We start from the raw sequence: 22,106 nt of genomic DNA on the forward strand, positions 1-22,106 counted from the left end.
GGCCTCCGCAGACCGACCTCAGACCGTGAAGTCGACTCCTCCAGTCACTACGCAACCGGTTGCAGCTATTGTGCCCACTCATAAGCAACCGGAGCAAAGAGTATCGCCAGGCGGCGATATGAACTCCCAATAATAGGTCGCGCAATCCCATATTGGCGATGCAATGCATTGTGTTATAACATCTTAATGTTTGACGTGCGACGAGAATAAACTGAATACGAAATTGTCCGCTAATTGGCATCCGGCAATACATTTGCTCTTACTGCTGCCGTACCATGGAAAATCGAGTAGAACGCTCCAATATCCAGTCCGAAACGACTGTCGCTCTTCGCCAGGATCAATACCTGTACGGGTCGGCGTCAGGCATATCGATCCCCAGGCCGCTGAGCGTACCGGTCCCGCCGAGTGGCCTGGTTGACCAGCTTCGATTTCTGGCAGGCGAGGTATACGGAATCTTGTTTGTACTCGTATCAACAGCGTATATTTTTGCGATGCCGACCTCGCTCACGAGGCCGGGCCAGTTGAAGGCTATGGTAAACGGTTTCCTCAAACGGGCTTTGGACATCGTTGGCGCGGCCACGGGCATTATCCTTTGCTTTCCGATCTGGTTGGTTATCCCCGTTCTCATTAAGCTCGATTCACCCGGTCCGGTGTTCTACACGCAGGCCCGGGTTGGCGTCAACCGCCGCCGTCGTGACCGCCGTGCCTGGCAGAAGGCCGGTGTGGACAACCGTCGCGACGCCGATCGGCGCAGTGAAGATTACATGGGGAAGCCTTTCCAGGTGATCAAATTCCGTACCATGGTACAGGATGCGGAATCCAAGTCCGGACCGGTATGGGCCCGCAAGAACGACCCGCGCATTACCCGGCTTGGGCTTCTCATGCGGCGGACCCGTCTGGATGAGGTGCCCCAGTTCATCAATATTCTCATGGGAGACATGTCGCTGGTCGGTCCCCGTCCGGAGCGCCCGCATTTCGTGCGTGACCTGTCAACACGCGTCACCAATTATACCGAGCGGCTCGATGTCCGCCCGGGGCTCACCGGTCTGGCCCAGGTTGAGAACGGCTACGACCTGTCGGTAGACTCCGTACAGCAGAAGGTCCGGTTCGACCTGGAGTATATCCGAACGTGGTCAATCTGGTCCGATGTCAAGATCCTGGCGCGGACTGTCGTTGTTGTTGTCACTGGGAAGGGTGCCTGCTGAAAGGGGAGCGAACGCCCCTGACGGCCGCGCGGAGGCGCGGTTTTTTTTTGGCCAAATAGTTGTTGTGCACCCTGAGCGCTCAGGGTATGTTTTCCGATACTGAACGAACTCAACTCTTCTTGCGAGAGAGGGTTATAGTGTTGAAACGGATTTTGACGGCTCTCGCCATTGGGTGCCTCTTGAGTATCGCTGCGCACGGGCAGGAGGTGCCACCAGGCGGTCTTACCGTGCGATCGTCGCCTCCCGGCGCCGACGTTCTCCTCGAAGGCGAGGCTGTGGCTGCCGGTATCACTCCAACCACCTTCCAACAGACGTTTATAGGGGATTACAAAGTCACCATCAAGAAATACCTGTACGAGAAATACAGTACGCACGTCACGCTGGATCCGGCCAAGCAGTTGGCGCTCGATGTTAACCTGTCTCCTAAGACACGAATCAAAGCGGCGGCTCGTTCGGTGTTCATCCCGGGGTGGGGTCAGCGCTATAGCGAACAGAAAGGGAAGAGTCTGCTCTTCATGTTTCTGGCCGCCGGTTCGGTGGCGGCGTATGCTATAGCCGATCATGAGTTTGACAAGGACTTCGATCTCTACGAAACGCGCAAGGCAGAATATGATTCCGCCAGGACGCACGGCGCCTCGTATCAGGAATTGCAGCAACGGTATGTGGCGTGGTCGGACGCCCAGAAAGAAGCCTACGACTCAGAGGACATCCGGCGCATCACGATAGGCACGGTCATCGGCGTGTGGGGATTGAACGTGCTCGATGCCCTTCTGTTTTTCCCGAACAACCGCGGCTCGATCACGGTGCAGGGAATCGATATCCACCCGGATACCAAGAATCAGACTTTCGGTCTGGTTGTGTCAAAGCGATGGTGAGGAAAGGTGGTCGTATGTCACGAATTATAGTGAAACTCCTCGCCGGAACGATACTCTGCGGGGCGCTTATATATGTCGGATGCAATCGGTATCTGGAATCCTCGGAGCCGGACCAGAAGCTCCCCAACGCACCGGTCACGCCTATCAACGTGCAGGCTCAGATCGAGAATCAGTCAGTGTCGTTGAGTTGGCAGCTGACCGACAGCAGTGGCGTGAGCCGCTTCCGCGTATACGTCGCGGACTCCACCGAGGCAAATTATATCCTTCGAGATTCCACCACGGCCTATTCGCTGATTATCGCCGGCCTCCTGGTCAATCATCGCTATTTCTTCCGAGTCTCAACCGTCGGTGCCGGCGGCATTGAAGGGGAGCGGTCCGCGCCGGTGTCGACCCGCGTCGGACTTTTGTCCGTGACGATCAACAACGATGATCCATACACCAACCGTCGCGATGTCTCTATCCAACTGGTGGCGCCCAGTGGTACCTCGCACGTTATTCTCTCCGAGGATCCGGATCTGACCGGAGCGAACCCTCAGTTTTTCAATACGACGGTGTCATTCACTCTCTCTGACGGTGATGCGGTCAAGACCGTGTATGGTCGATTCGTATTATCCGACGGTTCGCAGTCGGGCGCGGCTGTGTCGGATCAGATCACGCTGGACACGCGCGCCTCGATCGACTCGGTCTTTTTCGTGTCGAGCAGTACGCCGCCGTATGAAGCAGGGGACATCATCACGTTTCGGATCGATGCCGGGGAGACCGGTGGGTCGGCGATCGTCGACGTGGCCGGAGGCCCAAGCATCACGTTATTCGACGACGGTGCCAACGGCGACGCCTTGGCGGGTGATGGTATCTACACCGCCCGTTACACGGTGCCGACCAATGTGACGGTCAACAACGCCCAGGTGACCGGGCGATTCACTGATGCCGCCGGTAACGTGGCGTCGCAGGCGGTTGCCGCGACGCGGATCACCATCTCCAATCCCCCGCAGCCGGTGCAGTTTACCTTGGTGGAAGCGATCTCGAGTTCACAGATCGAACTGTCGTGGGGCGCGGCCGAGGCCGGTGGATTCCAATACTACCGGCTATATCGATCGGCGACGTCCACCGTGACCAGCGCCTCGGTGCTGGTTAAGACCATCACTAACCGTCTGACGACCACCCACTCCGATACAGCTCTTGGCGCCGATGCGACCTACTATTATCGCATGTTTGTCTACAACCTTGCTGGTCAGAGGGACTCGTCGGCAGTAGCGAGCGCACGGACCCTTCCGGTGGCGCCACCGCAACCTGTAGTTCTCGCCGGCGTCTACCAATCCAGCAGCACCTCGGCGGTGTTGACATGGACCCAGAACAATGACCGCGATTTTGCCTACTACCTCGTCTATCGCGGGACCGCCGCTGATACGCTTGTCGGGCAACTCCTGACGATCATCAATACCAGTGTCACCACGACGTATGCCGACCCGCTTCCGGACAGTACGCCGTACTATTACTGGATCGCAGTAACCGACACTGAAGGCCTGACATCCGAATCCAACCGTGTGGTCGTGCAGCAGCAGTAGTGAGGGTGTTCCAGATTCATGCCGTTGCTTAAGCACCTCAATGACTTCGTCACCCTGTTTGTAGACACCCTGAAGCAAATGGGGCGATGGCGGGTCTGGCTGGTGCTGGGCGTCTATGTGCTCATTGGCTGGCTGCTCCTGTATGTCCACTACAAGGCACTGTCACCGGTCCTGTATGGTACCGTGAAATTCTGGACCTCACTTTTCGGTGAGGAAGCTTCCAATCGGTTCTTTCATTACCCCGGACAATTCTTCTATCTCTCCTATTTCTTCGGATGGGCCAAGCTGATCATGGCTGTTGTCCTGGAAGGTTTATTTCTGGGGACGACCATTTCGCTCTTTCGAAGCGCTTTCAGTGGCGGCGAACTTCGGATAGGCGCATCATTGCGCTCGCAGGTAGCCGTATGGGTTCATTTGATAGGCGTATCTGTGATCTTCAACGCCCTGATCACCCTGGCCGGGATGCTCCTGCCCATACTGTTCGCTCCCTGGATAACCGGTTACGCCCGGCGGACACTGGCTTTCGATTTTGTGTTCATGCCGTTCGTGTTCACTGTCTTGCTGTCACTGTTCTACTTTGCCATTCCCTCGGTGGCCATTCGACGCCTGTCAATTTGGCGCGCAATTGGACGGTCGCTTCGGACTTTTGCCCGGCGTCCCTTCACCTGCTTTTTCATGTCCGGCCTGATCCTGGCAGCGCCGGTTCTTCTCGCCGCCACGGCCGATCGGGCCGACTTCATCATCTCTAAGCTGCGACCGGAGCTCATGTACTGGCTGCTTCTGGCCGGACTACTGGCGGAGATGATCGCGAATTTCTTCTGGATGGGTACGGCGGCACGGTTCATGGCCGAAGAAGAGTAGTCGCGCAATTTTCGGTCGTTCCATCACCAACTCTCCTGCACCCACAAACAATTAGACGCCGGATCGACCGCGTTTCAATCTGGCACGGGTGTCGGTTTCCGGCCAAGCTCTGCGCAAAGAGATGCGTGATTGCTGCCGTTGAGCGCAGGTCCTGGTTGGCGGCAGGCGTCGGTATCCTCTCAACGGATTTTCGCTTAAAAAACGCCCGAAACCGCCGATATATCCAGTAAACTGCATAGGGCACTTGTAAAAAGATGAAGCATATACTACTGGTCGACGACGATCACGAGGTTTCGCAGTCGCTGGCGAATCTGTTCGACGCCGATAAGTTCAACTTCCAGTTTCTCGACGACGGCACCCAGGTCGGCAGCTTCCTGTCGGAGCATGCCGATGTCGACCTGGTGATGCTGGATGTCAATCTGCCGTCGCTGTCGGGTCTGGAAGTTCTCAAGCAGATCAAACAGGTCAATGACAACTTGCCCGTTATCATGATCTCCGGATTCGTCTCCACCGAGAACGCCATCGAAGCGATGAGGGAGGGAGCTTACGAGTATCTCACGAAACCGTTTGAAATAGACAAGCTGATAACGACCGTCAACAAGGCGTGCGGCTACAGCAGCCAGCCGAAACCGGCGCTCGCTTCCGAGCGTGACGATACTGTGATCGCCGGCTTCAACGAGATCGTCGGGAAATCACCGGAGATCGTGGAGATCGCCAAGCTGATCGGACAGGTCGCCAAGACCGATGCCGCGGTGCTCATCTTTGGCGAATCGGGTACCGGCAAGGAGTTGGTGGCCCGGGCGATCCATCGCAATTCGCGGCGCAAAGACAACGCGTTCCTCTCGGTCAACTGTGCGGCGCTGCCGGAGACACTGCTTGAGTCCGAGCTGTTCGGCCACGAAAAAGGAGCCTTCACCGGCGCCTATTACAAGCGGATCGGCAAATTCGAGCAAGCGGATAGCGGCACATTGTTCCTGGATGAGATCGGCGATATGTCTATGCTCACCCAGTCGAAGCTCCTGCGGGTGTTGCAGGAGAAACGGTTCGAGCGGGTCGGTGGCAATGAATCGATCAAGGTCGATGTACGCATTATTGCGGCTACCAATAAGTCGCTGGTGCAGGCGATGAAAGATGGCTCCTTCCGCGTGGACCTGTTCTATCGTCTGAAGGTCGTGTCGGTCTTCATCCCGCCGCTCCGTGAACGCCGCACCGACATTCCGCTCCTGGTCGACTATTTCCTGGACAAGTTCGCGCGCCAACTCGCGACCAGCCCGCGTCAGGTCTCCAAAAAGGCAATGCAGCTACTGGCCAAAGCGCAGTGGCCCGGCAACGTGCGCGAATTGGAAAACAACATCCATACGGCGCTCGTGATGTCCAAGAATGAGCTCCTGCAGCCGGAGGATTTCCCGAGTCTTGCCGATGATTCGCCGAAAGTCGAACTTGACCTGACCACGCTGCAGGAAGATTACACCGAGACATTCAAGAAGATCGTCGATCCGATCATGCCCAAGCTCATTTCCAATTCCTCGGGACAGATATATCATTTCCTGGAATCCGCCCTGGAGCGCGCGGTCATTTCATCGTGCCTGAAACAGTTCGAGGGGAACCAGGTGAAGACTTCCGAGACACTCGGTATCTCACGCAACACCCTCCGGGATCGCATCGCCAAGTACAATCTGTACTAAGTCTGCGACCGTCAGCATCACATCCGTTTTTCCTGTCGCTGTTCCATCTTGCACGTCGCATCAGCACGCCTATATTGCACTATATGAGGCTATGTCATATTTCGGACAGCCACTTGGGCGCAGGGGAGAACCACGAGCGACGAGGCCGGAGCGGCCTGACACTGCGACAGGAGGATATCCTCAACAGCTTTGTCGAAGCTGTCGACCGGATCATCACTCTCAAGCCCGACTTCTGCATCCATTCCGGCGATCTGTTTGACAAAGTGCGGCCGCTGAATCGAATCATGGCCATGGCCGGCGAGGCACTTCATAAACTGACCGCCGAGGCCGGCATCCCGACTGTTATCATACTGGGAAATCACGACGCCCCCAAACAACCGTTTATGGGTGCGGCTATTGACGTCTACCGTCAGTTTGCCAATCTGCACATCGTGTCCGGACCCGGCATGGAGCAGGTCAGGATCGGCGATTGCGCCATCATGGCGCTGCCGCATTGTCTGACTTCCGAGATTCTCAAACGTGAGCTGCAGCGCTGCCGTCCCAATCCCGACTGCCGATACAATGTACTGGTGATGCATGGCGTGGCGGCAGGCATGTCGGAGTTTTCGATGGCCGATCTGGGAGAACAGGAACTGCCGCTTGAGGTCATGGCGCCGTTCGATTATGTGGCGCTGGGGCATTATCACAACTTCAGGCAAGTGTCCCCTCGTGCCTGGTATGCCGGATCCACCGAGCGATTATCACAGGCGGAGCGGGAGACCGCCAAAGGTTTTGCCGAGATAACTCTCGAACCATTCAACGTGGAATTTCATGAGGTCGCTACTCGCACGATGATCGACGCCGCGCCGATCATGGCTGAGGGGAAGCGCGGGGATGAGCTGGCACAACTCCTGAAAGAGCGATTGGCCAGTGTAGACAGCTCGGACAAGATCGTCCGAGTGAATATCGAGGGAGTTACCGCGGAGACGCTCAAGACTTTGCCGGCCGGGCTGATCGCGGAACTCAAGCAGAGATCATTTGATCTGAATATCCACTTCCAACGCCCAAAAGAAACGCCATCAGGTCAGCCGTTTGGTCGCGCTGCGATCGGAAAGCTCGAGGCGGAGTTCGGCGAATATCTGGCTACAGTCGACTTGGCTGGTTTTGACAAGGAGCGCTTGTTACGCAAGGCGGCTCGTTTACTCAGCGACGAGGAATAGCAGCCCGCACGGTTGTCCGCCCGACAATCTCACTTGCTCCGAAGAGTCCTTGTGAAGGTCACTATCACCAGGCTCAGTATGCACGCCCAGGATAGGCACAAGAAAATCCATCCACCTGCCGTCATGTTGTCAAGTCCTCAGTAATATGTCTCTTCCTTGCGCCCTTTCCATGCATGGTATACCGCCACGCACAAGAGAGCAAATAACGCCAGGAGCACCAGCCGTATCCCCAGCACGAACGGGAGATTTGCTTCGGGCAGGCCAACCATCGTGATCACTTTCCACCATTCCGTCACCAGCCACCAAGCGACCATCACCAGAAGCGCGGTGGGGGTGACATACTTGATGATGTACTTGAACATCCCCGGTACTTTCATACTATGACCATGGTGAAGCTCTTCCCAGGCTTTGTCGATTCCGAACACCCAGGCAAGTAAGACTGATTCGAAAGTTGCCCCCAGGACGATCACCACAGTCCCACCCCAGAAATCCAGGTCATCGAGTACGCCGCGATGCAAGAACCAGACGGCGGGCTGACAGAGCACGAACGCTGCCGCGCCAAAGATCTTCACCGCTTTCTGGCGGGTCCAGTTGAATTCGTCTTCCATGAACGCCACCGCCGGCTGTGCCAGTGAGACCGATGACGTAACACCGGCAAGAAACAGCATGAGAAACCACAGGCCGCCGTAAACTGCACCTCCGGGGATTCCCGCGAAAATTTGTGGCATTGTCACAAAACCGAGATTGAACGAACCTGAAGTCGCGATGCTGGCAATATGTTGTGCGCCAAAAAAGATGAACGCTGCCGGAATCACGATCGAGCCGCCGATAATCACCTCGGCAAATTCATTCATCGAGGCTGCCGTCAGACCAGACAGCGCCACGTCATCGGTCTTTTTCAGATAACTTGCATAGGTTAGAATCACGCCCATGCCAAGCGACAGTGTGAAGAAAATCTGTCCCGCTGCAGCCATCCAGACTTTAGGATTGCTCAGAGAAGAGAAATCCGGATTCCAGAGAAAACCCAATCCGTGGATCGAGTCCTGGTCGGGTGGGGCGCCTACCGGAGCGTCTAACGTCAACACACGGACAGCCAGGACGATCCCAAAAATCAGCAGGGCTGGTAAAGCCCAGCGGCACAGACGTTCAACCCCTCCCTTAATGCCAAAATACGTCGTGGCGATATTGAGCACGAATGTAATCAGAAAGAACACGAACGCCGGCGCGGTGCCTGAAAACGAACCGGTGCTCCCGACCCCCTGGTACCAGTGAAGAAAATTGACATAGTCTCCGGCTGTTGCCAGATTGAGTTTTCCAGTCAATGAATAGAACGCGTAGGCCAGACACCATGATTCGATGTAGACATAGTACATGTAAATGATGAATGGCCCGACGATTCCGGCCACACCGAAGTACTTTATGAAACGATTCTTTCTGTAAAGCGATTGGAAAATTCCCGGTGCCGATGAGTGGTTGAATCCGCCGCCGAACCGTCCGGCGGTCCACTCGACCCACATGAGCGGGATGCCTACGACCAGCAGCGCTACAAAGTACGGGATCATGAACGCGCCGCCGCCATTCTCGGCGGCCTGGGTGGGAAACCGCAAGAAATTTCCGAGGCCGACCGCTGACCCCGCCACCGCCATGATAATGCCAAGCTTTGATCCCCAGCGCTCTCGCTCTTTTCCCATAGGCCTACCTTGTTCCGGGTTGTATAACTCTCTTTGGACAAACCAAAAGACGATGGACCCGCTATGTCAACAAAGATAATCGAGCTGGCTATTTTTTCGTTGACGGCTGTTTGAGGGATAACTACCCTATCGGCGGTACAACGAGCTACTACGAGAAAGAGGAATCTGAAATGAAAAAGACAGCATGGATTGTCGCAATAGCCTGTTTGCTTTTTGGTCTCAACGTCGCGGCCTACGATGCCGTCGGTACGGCTTTTGGCGCCCTGACCACAGCGCAGTCGCTGGGCCAGGGGAAAGCCAATATCGGGGCCGGTGTCGGTATTGCCGACGCTACTTCGGTGTTCGGCCAGCTCAGCTATGGACTATCCAAGTACACCGACGGGCGCTTGAAACTCGGCCTCGTTGACGACTACAATACCGAGTTGGCGTTCGGAGCCGATTTCAAATGGCAGTTCCTCTCCACGACCGGTGACAGCCGGCGTCCGATGGACATGGCGCTGGGCGGCTTCTTTGAGTTCACCGAATTTGGTGGCCAGACGCTTTTCCAGTTCGGCGGGCAGTTTTTCGGCTCCCGCAGTTTCAGGATGAGCAATGGATCCGCACTCACCCCGTACGGACGGTTTAATGCCCGACTTGAGTCCATTGAAGATGCCGACACCAAGATCCGTTTTGGCCTCAATGGCGGCTGCGCGTGGGCTGTGTCTACTACCATCAATCTCTATGGCGAGTTTCAACTCGACGGCAACGACGGTGTCTTTTTTGGCATCGACTTTAACATGATGTGATCGGATTCCTGAAGCTGATTCCAAAGCCCCGACTGTCGGGGCTTTTTAGTGTATGACCTACTTTGATGCCGCCGTTCTGGGAATTGTGCAGGGACTAACCGAGTTCCTTCCGGTCTCGTCGTCCGGTCACTTGGTGCTTGCCGAGGCGCTCTTACATGTCAAAAAACCGGGTGTCACCCTTGAGGTGATGGTCCACTTGGGTACACTTGTCGCGGTCATTATTTATTTTTGGAAACAACTTTGGCGGCTGATGAAGGCACTGTTCAAACGGACCATGGCCCGCGAGCGGGCCTTGATTCTGTACTTGATTGTCGGCACTATTCCGGCAGGCTTGGCGGGCATTCTCCTTAAGGACTTCTTTGAAAAGACATTCTCAAACCCGGTGGAAACATCGATTGAGCTGATCATCACCGGGTTGATTCTTCTGGTGCCGCGCTTCTTTCGAGCGGGCACTGGGCTAGTCGCACTCCCGTCGGCCGTTGTCATGGGAATCGGACAAGCGATCTCCATCCTCCCCGGGATATCCCGTTCCGGTACGACTATCGTATCGGGAATGCTTATGAAAGTGGAACCGGCGCTGGCGGCGGAGTTTTCCTTTCTTCTCTCTATACCGGCTATCGGTGGAGCGATTCTGTTAGAACTGAACGATCTGTTCGAAATGGAGGGTCAGGTCGCAGGGCAGTATCTCTTCGCTGCCCTCCTGTCCTTCATCTTCGGCCTCATCTCCGTTTACTGGGTGTTGAGGTCTGTGAAACGGGGCAAGTTCGAGTACTTCGCCTACTATTGTTTTGCCGCCGGCCTGCTGGGGCTGTATCTTTTTCTGTAGATGTCTCGTCATTTCCTGGTAATACGGCTGGGGTCGCTGGGGGACGTTCTCCTGACTTCCGCAGCACTAATAAATCTGAGAATCTCCTTTCCCGATTGCCGCATCACCTGTCTTACGAAGCGCCGGTTTGCCGGTCTGGTTGCAGCCATGACCGGAGTCGACGAGGTGATCGCAATCGATAACGATGCCGGTTTTTCAGCACTTTTCAAACTGCTGCAGGACCTCGACAACGGCCGTTTCACCGATATAGTCGATCTCCACGGCAATTTCCGGTCGTGGTTTTTGCGTCAGATCGTAAGTGCGTCGCAAAAGACAGTGTATCCCAAGCGGCGATTCGAGCGATGGCAGATCGTTCGGACCCACCAGTATCCGTCGCAATGGCCGCACACCATTGACCTCTACAACGATACCGTTACCCAGCTTGGTGGGCGGGTATTCTGTCGAAGGCCGGTACTGCCGCTGCACACACTACGTCCGACTACAGGCGATTTTCAGCCATCCTTTCATTCGTCAATATGTATTGCTCCCGGCGCGGCGCATCCCAACAAGCAATGGCCGATCGCCCGATTTGAAACGGTCGCACGTGAACTACATAAGAGACATGGCTGCCGAATTTTCTGGGTGGTGACCCGTGTCGACCAGGGGAAAGCACAACTTGCTTCCGAGTTGCGAGGCGAATCATTCGTCGAACTTGTCGATCAGCCTATCGAGCAATTGGCTACTTTGTTCGCGCAATGCCGTTTGGTGATCGCCAACGACTCCGGCCTGATGCACTTGGCCTCCGCGGTCGGAACGCCGGTCATCGGCATATTCGGCCCCACGCATCCCTCGCTGGGGTTTGCACCGCGTGGTCAGTTCGATAGAATTGTCCAGGTGGACGAGTCATGCCGACCCTGCTCTCTCCACGGCAAGAAGCCCTGTTGGCGCGAAGAGCGATACTGCTTCACCCGTATACAGCCCGAACAAGTCCTTGCGGCGGCAGAGAGCATACTGACTTCACGGATCAACACGATGCCCGCGTTGTTTGTCGACCGCGACGGTACCCTGACGGTTGAGAAACACTTCATCTCCGATCCGGCGCAACTGGAACTCATCCCCGGAGCCGCAAACGCACTGGCCGTGATGAAACAGCGCGGCTATCATCTGGTAGCCGTGTCTAACCAGTCTGGTGTGGCACGCGGCTATTTCTCGGAGGCGGATGTCCGCGCCGTGAATTTACGGCTGGAAGAACTTCTGCAAGCTGAAGGGGTTGCGCTTGACGGTATTTACTACTGTCCGCACCACCCGCGAGGCACCGTGCCCGAATACGCCCGTTTCTGCTATTGCCGCAAACCGAACCCGGGTATGGCTGAGCAGGCAGCAAGAGAACTGGGGATCGACCTGCGCCGGTCGCTCGTCATCGGCGACAAGCTCGATGACCTCCATCTGGGGGACATTGTAGGTGCCCGGTCATTCCTCGTACGGACTGGCTACGGGCGGAAATCGGATGATCGCCTTCGGGAATCCGGCACCGCAGCTCATCGATTAGTGTTTGACGATCTTCCCGCCGCCGTACAACATGTTGTGGACCACAATCTATGATCGTCAAGGCGGCATATTCGGAACAACTCGATGATGACAGGGTAACATGTCATCTCTGTCCGGCGGAATGTCGGTTGACACGCGGGAAGCCGGGAATATGTCGGTGCCGGTTCAATCAGGACGGCGCCCTGGTGACCGACAACTACGGCGAACTGGTGACACTGGCTGTCGACCCGATCGAAAAGAAACCGCTGTATCACTTTTATCCCGGAAGTTTGATTCTGTCCACCGGGCCGAATTGCTGCAACCTCGGCTGCCTGCATTGCCAAAACTGGTCCATCTCTCAGGAAAAGACGCACACGACATACGTGAGTCCGGAGGAACTGGTGAATCTGGCGCTGGAACATAACACCCTTGGCGTGGCGTTTACCTATACGGAGCCGATGGTCTGGTTCGAGTATATCATGGATGTTGCGCCGCTGCTTCGCCAGAACGGTCAGAAAGTTGTACTGGTGACGAACGGATACATCAATCCCGATCCGCTCGAACAACTTATTGCCGTTACCGATGGCATGAATATCGATCTGAAAGGGATTCGACGCGAATTCTATCTTCGCATCTGCAAAGCGAAGATCGAGCCGGTCCTGGCGACCATCCGCCGGGTGGCCGCAAGCGATGTCCACCTCGAACTAACCAATCTGATCATCCCGGGAGAGAATGACACCGAACAGGAGGTCCGAGGGTTGATCGATTTTGTCGCCTCGTTGTCGGATGAAATTCCGCTGCACTTTTCGGCCTACCACCCGGATTACCAGCTTGACCGACCGTCGACCCCAACCGCGCTTCTTCTGCAAGCCCGCGATTGGGCCGCCCAGAAGCTGAAGTACGTCTACCTCGGTAATATCGCCTCCGCCGCCGGTTCAGATACCCACTGCCCTTCCTGCGGAAACCTGCTCGTGTCACGGACCGGCTATCATGCTCAGGTCGTCGGACTGGAGGGGACCAAGTGCGGCAATTGCGGACGCGAAAGCGGTATCAAACGATAGTACAGGTGGAATCAATGGATTCCGATAAGTATGGGAACTGGACGAATGTCGGTCTCACCTTCAATATCCGCTAACGGGTTTGATTCGGCCATTCGTCTTATTGGATGCATGTGACTGGCGGCGAACTCCGGTCTGAGAACTGATGACGGCAAACACCCACTATATTCGGCGTGCGGTTCTGCGGGTAGTCCTGCTTGCCATGGCGCTTGCATTATTCGCAATCCCGTGCCGTGCCCAGTACTACTTCGGCAAGAACAAGGTCCAGTACACCAGTTTCGACTGGCAGGTGATGACCACCGAGCATTTCAATATCTATTTCTATAAGGAAGAGGCCGATATCGCCCGTATCGCAGCCCAGGAAGCGGAAACTGCCTATGATCTTCTGTCCGCCCGGTTCAACCACGAGGTCAAGCGGCGTATCCCGCTGATCATCTATTCGTCTCCAAGCTATTTCTCCCAGACCAATGTCATCCCCGGCTTGCTGCCGGAATCTGTGGGCGGGTTCACGGAATTCCTGAAAGGGCGGGTGGTCATCCCGTTCCATGGTTCATATTACGATTTCGTTCATGTCATCCGGCATGAAATGGTCCATGTGTTCCAGCTCGACAAGATGGAAACTGTCACCAGTCGCCAGGCGCGTATCCGCTACGGCTACTTGCCACTGTGGTTCACGGAGGGACTGGCCGAGTTCTGGTCAAAGGAGTGGGACACAGAAGCAGACATGATCCTCAAGGATCTGGTGATCGACGGCCAGCTTCCGGCCATCTCCGACCTCTATGTCGTTCAGGGCACGTATTTCATGTATAAGATCGGGGAATCGATCTGCCAGTTTATCGATTCCACTTATGGTCCGGACAAGCTCGTGCTTCTGTTCGACAACTGGCCCAAAGGACGGGATTTCGACGATGTCGTGCAATTGACGCTTGGCGATAACCTCGGACAAGTGTCCCAGAAATGGCACTATGCGCTCAAGCGGAAGTACTTCCCCGAGATCCAGGATCTGGGCCTTCCGAAAATGGACTCGCGACAGGTCAATGCCGACGGCTACGCGGTGAAAGGTGTGCCGATTCACTGGGATGATGGCACCGGCGCCAAGGACTGGATCATCTTCAAGGCTAATCGTCTCGGCTACACCGGCATTTACATGAAACCTGCGGGAGAAGCCAAAGGACCGGTCAAGACATTGGTCAAAGGGGAACGGTCTGCCAGGTTCGAATCACTCTACCTGCTTCGGTCAGGTATCGATGCCCACGATTCCGGGCTGGTAATCTTTTCATCCAAGTCCAAAGAGCGGGATGTTATTTATCTCTACGATCTCAACCGGGAGAAGATCATCGGACAGTTTCAGTTTGAGGATCTGGTTGCCGCGCTCTCGCCGCGGTTCTCATCCGATGCCCGACAGGTGGTCTTCTCCGGCATGAAAAAGAGCGGCTACTCCGATCTGTATGTTCTGGACCTCAAGTCCTCGACGTATCGAACTCTTACCAGCGATATCTATTACGACGCCGATCCGGCCTTTACGCCTGATGGCTCCAAAGTGGTTTTCTCGTCTGACCGGGCTTCAAGTGGCATGACCGGGGCGATCAATCTTTTCGAGTTGGACCTGTCCGACAGAAGCATTCGTCAGCTTACCTTCGGGCATTTCCGAGACCAGTCGGCACAAGTGACGGCGGATGGCATATACTTTTCGTCCGACCGCCTTGGTACCTACAACCTGTTTGCCCTCAGACCGGACGGTTCGCTGAGCCGCCAATCGACCTATGTTACCGGCGCCTTCGATCCGCGGCCGACGCACAACGATTCTGCTCTGGTTTTCACTGGTTATCAGGATCAGATGTTTCAGATATACCAAATGCCGCTGCTTAAAGAGCCGCTGTCGGTGACGCAGGTGGCCACTGCCGACAGCGTTCCCTGGCAGCCGCGGCGCATCGACGCCACAACCAGCCAGGCAACGATCTCCTATGAGGCCAAGTATTCATTCGACATCGCTCAGTCATCAGTCGCCTACGATCCGATCTATGGCTCGATCGGCGGTTTGCAGGCAGCCATTTCCGACGTCCTTGGGAACAAGGCATTCCACTTTCTCCTGACCAATACCGCGCGGACCAACGACCAGTTGCTGTCGTCATTCAATCTTGGCGTTACCTACATTAACCGGGAGAAGCAGCTCAATTGGGGGGTCGGGGCGTTTCACCTGTTCAACGAGTACTACAACGACTTCGATGGCTACTATTTCGAGCGGCAGGCCGGTGGTCTCGGTCTGTTCAGCTACCCGGTGTCAAAATTCCAGCGCTTTGATTTCACGACGTTCGGCAGATACTCAAAGAAGGACCGCAGCTACGGTCTCAACTCGCGTGAGGTGGTGTTGCTGTCCAATTACGTGAGCTGGATATACGACAATTCGCTATGGGATGTCACCGGTCCCCTTGAAGGTCGGCGCTATAACCTGACCGTCGGCCTGACGACGTCGCTCAATGAAGGCAAAGTGTACAATCGATTGGCGTTTGGTGACATCCGTCACTACTTCCGTCTCGGCAAATACTCCGCCTTCGCCAATCGGCTGTTCGCCTATTCCTCAAGCGGCATTGAACCTCAGCGCATTTACCTTGGCGGGAGCTGGTCGTTCCGTGGATTTGACCGCCGCGCATTCTATAACCGCAACATCCTTTTTTCCTCGACGGAGTTGCGCTTCCCGCTCATCGATGCCCTCGTCATCGGTTTTCCTTTCGGCGGTCTCGGGTTCCAGGGGATCCGGGGGGCGCTGTTTTATGACACCGGCGCAGCATGGGACGATGAGTTCGACCGTTTCTACGGGTCATTTGGTGCCGGCTTCAGAGTGAATCTGGGATATATCATCGTCCTCCGATTTGATTTTTCACGAACGACCGACTACCGGACCATCAGCCCGTCAACCGACTTTGATTTCTTCTTCGGGTGGAATTTCTGATGTCGCAATCACGATTTGTCATAAGCTGCATGGTCGCCGGACTACTCCTGGCCGGTTGTTCTACGCAATTCAGGTTCAAGAAGGAGATGCTCGCTCGTCCGTCCGCGTGGCAGTTCCCGCGCGGTACGATCGACGGACGCGGCGCGCTGGAGTCCGCCTCATTCTCCGGAGAATTGAAGAAAGTATGGGAAGCCAGGCTGGGGGACAAACCGGCGGGACCTCTGACCGTGCAGAATGGCCTGTTGGTCTACGCCAGCAGCCGCAAGCGGGTCCGATTTTTCGATACAGAAACGGGCGAGAATCTCGGGATGATACGAATCAAAGGAGTTCCTCAGACCGGGGTCGTCATGACCGGTACGCAAGCCTTTGTCGGCGTTATGCCTCCGCAGGACAAAATTCTCGGACTGGACCTGTGGCGGAGAAAAGTCATCTGGAGCTTTCCCATAAAGGACCCGGCTCCCGGGTCGATAATAGTAAGTAACCGCCTGATAATCAGTTCCGTGGCGGGCCGGGTAACCGCCCTGGCTCTCGAGAATGGCCACAAGGACTGGCAGGTGGATACCGAAGGCAGGCTGCTTGGACAGGCGTCGGCCAACGACAGCTTGATCTTCCAGCAGACTGACCGCGGTGACCTGATGGCGCTCGCGGTCTCCGATGGTCGCCAGGTGTGGCGCACTCATCTTGATGGGCCCTGTGCTGGCGCTGTAGCTGTCGCCGGATTGCTTTATGTCGGCGATGTTCTCGGCAATCTGCTGGCGCTGACACCGGATTCGGGCACGATAGTCTGGCGTGTCAACGTCGGCAGTCCCATGTGGGGCAGCCCGACTGTCGCCGGCGACCGCGTCGTGATTGGACACAGCGGCGGTGACTTGGTTGCCTTGGACAGTCACACCGGCGAGAAGATATGGACATACAGTACTCTGGAAGTCGTGAAGAGCTCGCCGATAGTGGTCGGGCAATATGTTGTGGCTGGTACGATGGGAGGGAAACTGGTGTCGCTGCGACTCGGAGATGGTACGCTGGTATCGCAACAACAGCTGACCGGCGCAGTGCAATACGGACCGGTGAGCGACGGTCGCCGTATCTTGGTGGCGACGCAGTCGGGACGAATAGTCTGTTTTGGAGAAAGCAATGACCAACTCTCCCAAAGTCATCACTGAAGCTCGGCTTCGGACGAGCATCAACGAACTGGCGCACGCCGCCGTGCTTGAGATGTCCATGGCCTGCCGCAAGCTCTCCATCTATAGCTCGGGGCATCCGCTGGGACTGGCGGCTATTGAAAAACCGTACCTGGTGCTGAACCGTATCTTCAGCTTCCGCAAATACATCAACATCCACACGCTGCGTGGCCAGCTATACGTGTGTAATATTGCGCTCAAGGAATCAGTGTTCACCACGCAGATTCTCCAGTACATGCAGATTCTCGACCTCACTGCGCTCCTGTTCGAGCGCAGCATGACCCTCGGGGATTTTACCCATTTCATGGAGCGGTTTGTACGGCGGATGCGCCAGGAGGACCCGGAATATCTGATGATGGACTATCTGTCCCATCGCGGCGTTACGTCCGTCGAGGTCAACTCCGAAACCGCCTTTCGCATATTTGAAACACAGCGCCAGTACCGTGGCGATGTTGACGACGATTTCTCCGTCAAACGCCTGGTGCTCGACGCTCTCGGCACCGATCCGGTTCCCCTGGCAAAGTTCAACGAGGCGGATGAAGGGAGTCTGTTGGAACTGGGAATCGACTTCGACCGACCGATCGTGAAATACCTGATCCCGGAGAGAGTGACTTCGATCCCATACGCATCGATCCGCGCCGCGCTGGAGCAGTTGGCGACAAGCATAAACACCGGTGGGACAGAGCGTACGGATTACAAGGCAAACGTTGACCAATACATGTCGCTGTTTAAGTTGGTGGAACTGCACCCGGACCGCGAGAAGATCATCGCCAATCTCGATGACGCCTCCATCCGCTCCAGCGCCCGTCCGCGCAAGCAGGTGTCAGATGACACCAGCCGTACCGGCGCCATCAAGGTGAGCACCTTGAGCCGAATGGATGCCGTGCTCGACGAGTTGTTTTGCCCCAGTCACAGTCATTATGATATCAACGAGTTCTGCGATGCTTTCCGCCGGCTTCTCAAGACCGGCCAGCGGGCGAAGGCGGAGGAAGTTACCCTGCACCTTCTCGGCCTGCTGCGTGACGCCAATCCGTCATTTCGGCAGAAAGCGCTGGGCCTGCTCGCGGCCTCTATCGACGAGCTCAACCTACTCACCGATGCCGCCATACTGGAGACAGCCATCGCTACCATGGTAGACCATCTGGCGCACAAGCGCGAAACCTACGAGTATTCCGAATTGATCTGGAAATTGAGCCAGAAATCTCTCGCCGAGAAACGGTACGATTGGCTGGCGCGGATCGCCGCGGCCATGGCCGCCCGGCGGCATTTCGACCGCGAAGTCACGGTCTATGATTCCATGGCGGTGAAAAAGGCATTTGAGATGCTGAATCGCTCCGACGTCATCGAGCGACTGATCAACGAACTGATTGCCGGAGAGCATGACAAGGCCGGCGCCATCAAACAGATTCTGGTGGCGATCGGCAGCGAAGAGGTTGCTCTGGCACTCTCGCAGATCATCGCCCATCCGGTCAGGCAGGTCCGGCAGCAATCCCTCAAGGTGCTGGCCGAGCTTGGGAAAGCCTCTCTCAAGATTTTCTCGCGGATAATCGTCGATGATTCCTGGTTTGAGCGGGATGCCGAACGGTTCGAGCTCCCCGATGCCAAATGGTACACCATCCGCAATTCCATTTTCGTCCTCGGTTCGCTCAAAGACCCTGAGGGTGTGATTCCACTCCGGCTCAGGATCAGCGACCACGACATCCGTGTCAGGCGCGAAATCGTCAGTGCGCTCGAAAAAATCGGTGGGGACGAAGCGGTCGACCTGCTTGTCCTGATGGCCGAAGACGAGGCGCGGGAAATTCGTGAGAGCGCCATCAGCGCCGTCGGTGTCATTGGCAGTGCCGACACCGTCCCGCTGCTTATCGATGTTGCCCGTCGGAACTCCTCCGAGGCGATCCGTGCCGTCTCGGTGATGGGCAAGCTTGGCGGTCCAGAGGCCAAGAACTACCTGAGCCAGCTATTAGAGGACGAAAACGCCCTTACTACTCTCTCGGCCGGCAAAGTCTCCAAGGAGGACCTCCGCGTCGCTGTGGTGAAGGCGTTGGGTGCAATGGGGTCTGAGGCGATCGAGAAGATCCGGAAGTACCAGGCGAGCCTTTCTGCTGCCCAGAAGCTATTTTTCAAGAACTCCCCGGTCAACCGGGCGATTGCCGAAGTTCTCAACCGAAAATAATCGCGCCACCCCTGCCTTCCTGACACTTAGATGTCAAGAAGGCATTTATGTTCTGCCATTTCCTGCCAGTTAAGTGCCAATATGGCACGATGATTTCGTGATGACGTTCAGCCATTTTGTTAATCTATTGTCAATCAATGCATTACATAACTTGGCACGACCGTTGTATTACCTCAGGGTGTGAGAAACGAAAACAGAAATCAGAAAGAGGAGGTATGTACAATGACCAGCTTGATGGTGAGACCGTTTAACGGATGGACCCGCGAGGTTGACCGCATGTTCAACGACTTTTTCAATGTCCCGGCGTTCCGGCATGATGTCGATGCCGACTTCGCGCCGCGCGTCAACATCAAAGAGACCAAGGATGACATCCGTTTGACTTTCGAGCTGCCCGGCTTGGACAAGAAGGACATCAAGGTAGTCGTCACCGACGGCAACCTGGTGGTCTCAGGCGAGCGGAATTTCCGCGAAGAGCAGAAGGACGAAAACTCCATCCGAACCGAAATCCGTTCCGGCAAGTTCTGCCGCACCTTCACGCTGCCCGATACGGTGAAATCCGACAGCGTCTCGGCTGACTACAAGAACGGGATGCTCGAGGTCAAGCTCGCCAAGCTTGAGGAAGTGAAGCCGAAAGAGGTCGAGATCAAAGTCTCGTAAGCGCACCGAACAGAGTGCATTGGGTTGATCGAGGTGGAAGGCTGGTCGGTAACGACCAGCCTTTCTGGTTTGCGAGGTGTACGGACGTGTGAGTCATTGCGAGACGACGCGATTCGCGGCGGCGAAGCAATCTCGGATCCCCGTCGTGGCCACAGAACGAGATTGACTTCGGCGAAGCGCCTCGCAATGACTGAACTGTCGTTCTGGGGACTGTGCGCAACTAAGAGGAGAGTGTCGTCGCGTCGAGCGGAGTCGAGACGCGAAGTGTGGTGTGTGCCGGAATGGCTCGGAATGGTTCTCGTCTTCGCTCGAACCGACGAAGGAATGCCGCAGCTGGAGCAATGGACTACCATTCACGATTCACTGGTTGCGTCAGGTCCTGCGCGAGGCTTCCGAGTGTGTGACCTGACGCATGCCCCGTGTGCCGCCCTGAGCGAAGACGAAGGCTTGCGGCGGGTGAAGGCGTGGTAGGTCGGGTTCCGAGATCGCTTCGACCGAGAAACCCGACACAGAAGAAACGCTGCAATGCCCGTTGCGTCTGGTCCTGCGCGAGGCTTCCGAGCGTGTGACCTGACGCACGTGCGGCGTGACGCCCTGAGCGGAGTCGAAGGGCGAACGCAGTCAAATGGACCAAAGGTGGTGACATGAAATGGCCAAAACCTATTACGACATACTCGGCGTGAGCGAGACCGCTTCACCGGATGAAATCAAGAAGCAGTTCCGCAAACTGGCCAAGAAATATCACCCGGACCGAAACAAAGGAGACAAAACCGCCGAAGCGACATTCAAAGAGCTCTCTGAGGCGTACGACACCCTGTCCGACCCGAAGAAGAAGACCGAATACGACCAGATGCTCAAGTATGGCGCCTTCGCCAATGCTGGACCGTACGCCTCCGCCGACCACGGATTCGACTGGTCACAATTCGGCGGCAATGGCAGCACGCGCGTGCATGTCGAAGGGTTTGACAATATCGATGATCTCGGCGAATTGCTCGACTCATTGTTCGGCGGCCGCGCGGGCGGCCCGACCGGCAGCAGGTTTGACTTCAACATGGGGCGATCTCAGGAGAACCAGCCTCGCAAGGGACGCGATGTCGAAACCGAATTGAGCGTATCTTTCTGGGAAGCAATTAGCGGCGCCGAACGGCTTCTCTCTCGCGGGCGTGGCCGCGAACGATTGAAGGTGAGAATTCCTGCCGGTATCGAAGATGGCGGACGAATCCGCCTGACCGGACAGGGGGAACCGGGCTTGTATGGTGGCCCGAACGGTGATATACTGATTACGGTGAGGGTTATGGCAGATCCTGTGTTTAGCCGCAAAGGGAACGACATCTACACCTTGGTGGAGATCCCATTCACCGAGGCGATCCTCGGCTGCAAGAAAACTATCTCAACTCTCACGAAAAGCGTCTCCCTGACTATCCCGCCGGGCACACAGCCCGGCACGCTCATGCGTCTGAAAGGCCAAGGCCTTGCCGTCGGTGGCGACCAGGGGGATTTGTACGTAGAAGTGAAGGTGACGATTCCGAAGCGATTGTCGGAGAAGCAGAGGAAGATGATGGAGGAATGGGAGAAGTAGGACAGCTTGAAGAAGGGTTGTGTGGGCGCGGACAAAAAGATGACCGTTGGGTGCGCCGCAACTTGCTGTGGGTCGCCTAAGGTCATGCGAAACATGTATGGATCGCACAGCAAGCCTTCGACTTCGCTCAGGCCGACGGCGGTGGAGTACCCCTGTGAATCTGGTTAGTAATTTCAACACGAATATCGAGATTGACTTTATGAAAAGGCCGACGTCTACAGTACCTTACGGGTAACTCAAACCAACCGTAAGGAGAGGAGACGCGGCCATGAGTAATGTCTATGTTGGCGTTGATTTGCACAAGCAGAGTTTC

At 56.0% G+C, this 22,106-nt stretch carries 16 protein-coding genes; 15 read left to right on the forward strand and 1 reads right to left on the reverse strand.

Annotated elements, in window-relative coordinates; genetic code table 11:
* The first annotated feature begins 275 nt into the window (after positions 1–275).
* The 6 genes from AB1644_01070 to AB1644_01095 all read left to right on the forward strand — a co-directional run bounded on the left by AB1644_01070 (position 276) and on the right by AB1644_01095 (position 7,390).
* On the forward strand, positions 276–1,205 hold the full coding sequence (locus AB1644_01070; protein MEW6049644.1) for a sugar transferase: 930 nt from the start codon (positions 276–278) through the stop codon (positions 1,203–1,205).
* A gap of 137 nt (positions 1,206–1,342) precedes the next feature.
* Entirely contained in the window at positions 1,343–2,080 is a 738-nt protein-coding gene (locus tag AB1644_01075) for a PEGA domain-containing protein (protein MEW6049645.1), read from the forward strand.
* A 14-nt stretch (positions 2,081–2,094) separates the two neighbouring features.
* Complete coding sequence (locus AB1644_01080) at positions 2,095–3,645, forward strand: fibronectin type III domain-containing protein (GenBank protein ID MEW6049646.1); 1,551 nt, start codon at positions 2,095–2,097, stop codon at positions 3,643–3,645.
* An 18-nt stretch (positions 3,646–3,663) separates the two neighbouring features.
* Complete coding sequence (locus AB1644_01085) at positions 3,664–4,506, forward strand: hypothetical protein (protein ID MEW6049647.1); 843 nt, start codon at positions 3,664–3,666, stop codon at positions 4,504–4,506.
* Between the two features lie 254 nt (positions 4,507–4,760).
* Positions 4,761–6,191 carry a sigma-54 dependent transcriptional regulator gene (locus AB1644_01090; protein MEW6049648.1) on the forward strand — a complete coding sequence of 477 codons (1,431 nt, stop codon included), beginning with the start codon at positions 4,761–4,763 and terminating at the stop codon, positions 6,189–6,191.
* An 83-nt stretch (positions 6,192–6,274) separates the two neighbouring features.
* Complete coding sequence (locus AB1644_01095) at positions 6,275–7,390, forward strand: exonuclease SbcCD subunit D (protein ID MEW6049649.1); 1,116 nt, start codon at positions 6,275–6,277, stop codon at positions 7,388–7,390.
* Between the two features lie 137 nt (positions 7,391–7,527).
* Here AB1644_01095 and AB1644_01100 read toward each other — a convergent pair whose 3' ends face one another.
* Positions 7,528–9,081 carry a sodium-dependent transporter gene (locus AB1644_01100; GenBank protein MEW6049650.1) on the reverse strand — a complete coding sequence of 518 codons (1,554 nt, stop codon included), beginning with the start codon at positions 9,079–9,081 and terminating at the stop codon, positions 7,528–7,530.
* 170 nt (positions 9,082–9,251) lie between these two features.
* Here AB1644_01100 and AB1644_01105 point away from each other — a divergent pair, with 170 nt between their 5' ends.
* The 9 genes from AB1644_01105 to AB1644_01145 all read left to right on the forward strand — a co-directional run bounded on the left by AB1644_01105 (position 9,252) and on the right by AB1644_01145 (position 21,793).
* Positions 9,252–9,866 (forward strand): hypothetical protein, encoded by a 615-nt coding sequence (locus AB1644_01105; protein ID MEW6049651.1) that lies wholly within the window; start codon positions 9,252–9,254, stop codon positions 9,864–9,866.
* Between the two features lie 52 nt (positions 9,867–9,918).
* On the forward strand, positions 9,919–10,692 hold the full coding sequence (locus AB1644_01110; protein ID MEW6049652.1) for an undecaprenyl-diphosphate phosphatase: 774 nt from the start codon (positions 9,919–9,921) through the stop codon (positions 10,690–10,692).
* Positions 10,693–12,273, forward strand: coding sequence for an HAD-IIIA family hydrolase (locus AB1644_01115; GenBank protein ID MEW6049653.1), 1,581 nt, complete (start codon positions 10,693–10,695; stop codon positions 12,271–12,273).
* Entirely contained in the window at positions 12,270–13,259 is a 990-nt protein-coding gene (gene amrS / locus AB1644_01120) for an AmmeMemoRadiSam system radical SAM enzyme (GenBank protein ID MEW6049654.1), read from the forward strand. Before AB1644_01115 ends, amrS begins: the two co-directional genes overlap by 4 nt.
* Before the next feature lie 142 nt (positions 13,260–13,401).
* Positions 13,402–16,206 (forward strand): hypothetical protein, encoded by a 2,805-nt coding sequence (locus AB1644_01125; protein ID MEW6049655.1) that lies wholly within the window; start codon positions 13,402–13,404, stop codon positions 16,204–16,206.
* On the forward strand, positions 16,206–17,366 hold the full coding sequence (locus tag AB1644_01130; protein ID MEW6049656.1) for a PQQ-binding-like beta-propeller repeat protein: 1,161 nt from the start codon (positions 16,206–16,208) through the stop codon (positions 17,364–17,366). Before AB1644_01125 ends, AB1644_01130 begins: the two co-directional genes overlap by 1 nt.
* Positions 17,338–19,557 carry a HEAT repeat domain-containing protein gene (locus AB1644_01135; protein MEW6049657.1) on the forward strand — a complete coding sequence of 740 codons (2,220 nt, stop codon included), beginning with the start codon at positions 17,338–17,340 and terminating at the stop codon, positions 19,555–19,557. The genes AB1644_01130 and AB1644_01135 overlap by 29 nt, the downstream gene beginning before the upstream one ends.
* Positions 19,558–19,779: 222 nt before the next feature.
* On the forward strand, positions 19,780–20,214 hold the full coding sequence (locus tag AB1644_01140; GenBank protein MEW6049658.1) for an Hsp20/alpha crystallin family protein: 435 nt from the start codon (positions 19,780–19,782) through the stop codon (positions 20,212–20,214).
* Between the two features lie 649 nt (positions 20,215–20,863).
* A complete protein-coding gene (locus AB1644_01145; GenBank protein MEW6049659.1) occupies positions 20,864–21,793 on the forward strand; it encodes a J domain-containing protein in 930 nt (309 codons plus the stop codon).
* Positions 21,794–22,106 lie beyond the last annotated feature (313 nt).

The sequence above is a fragment of the Candidatus Zixiibacteriota bacterium genome (assembly GCA_040753875.1).
GTDB lineage: Bacteria > Zixibacteria > MSB-5A5 > GN15 > FEB-12 > DATKJY01.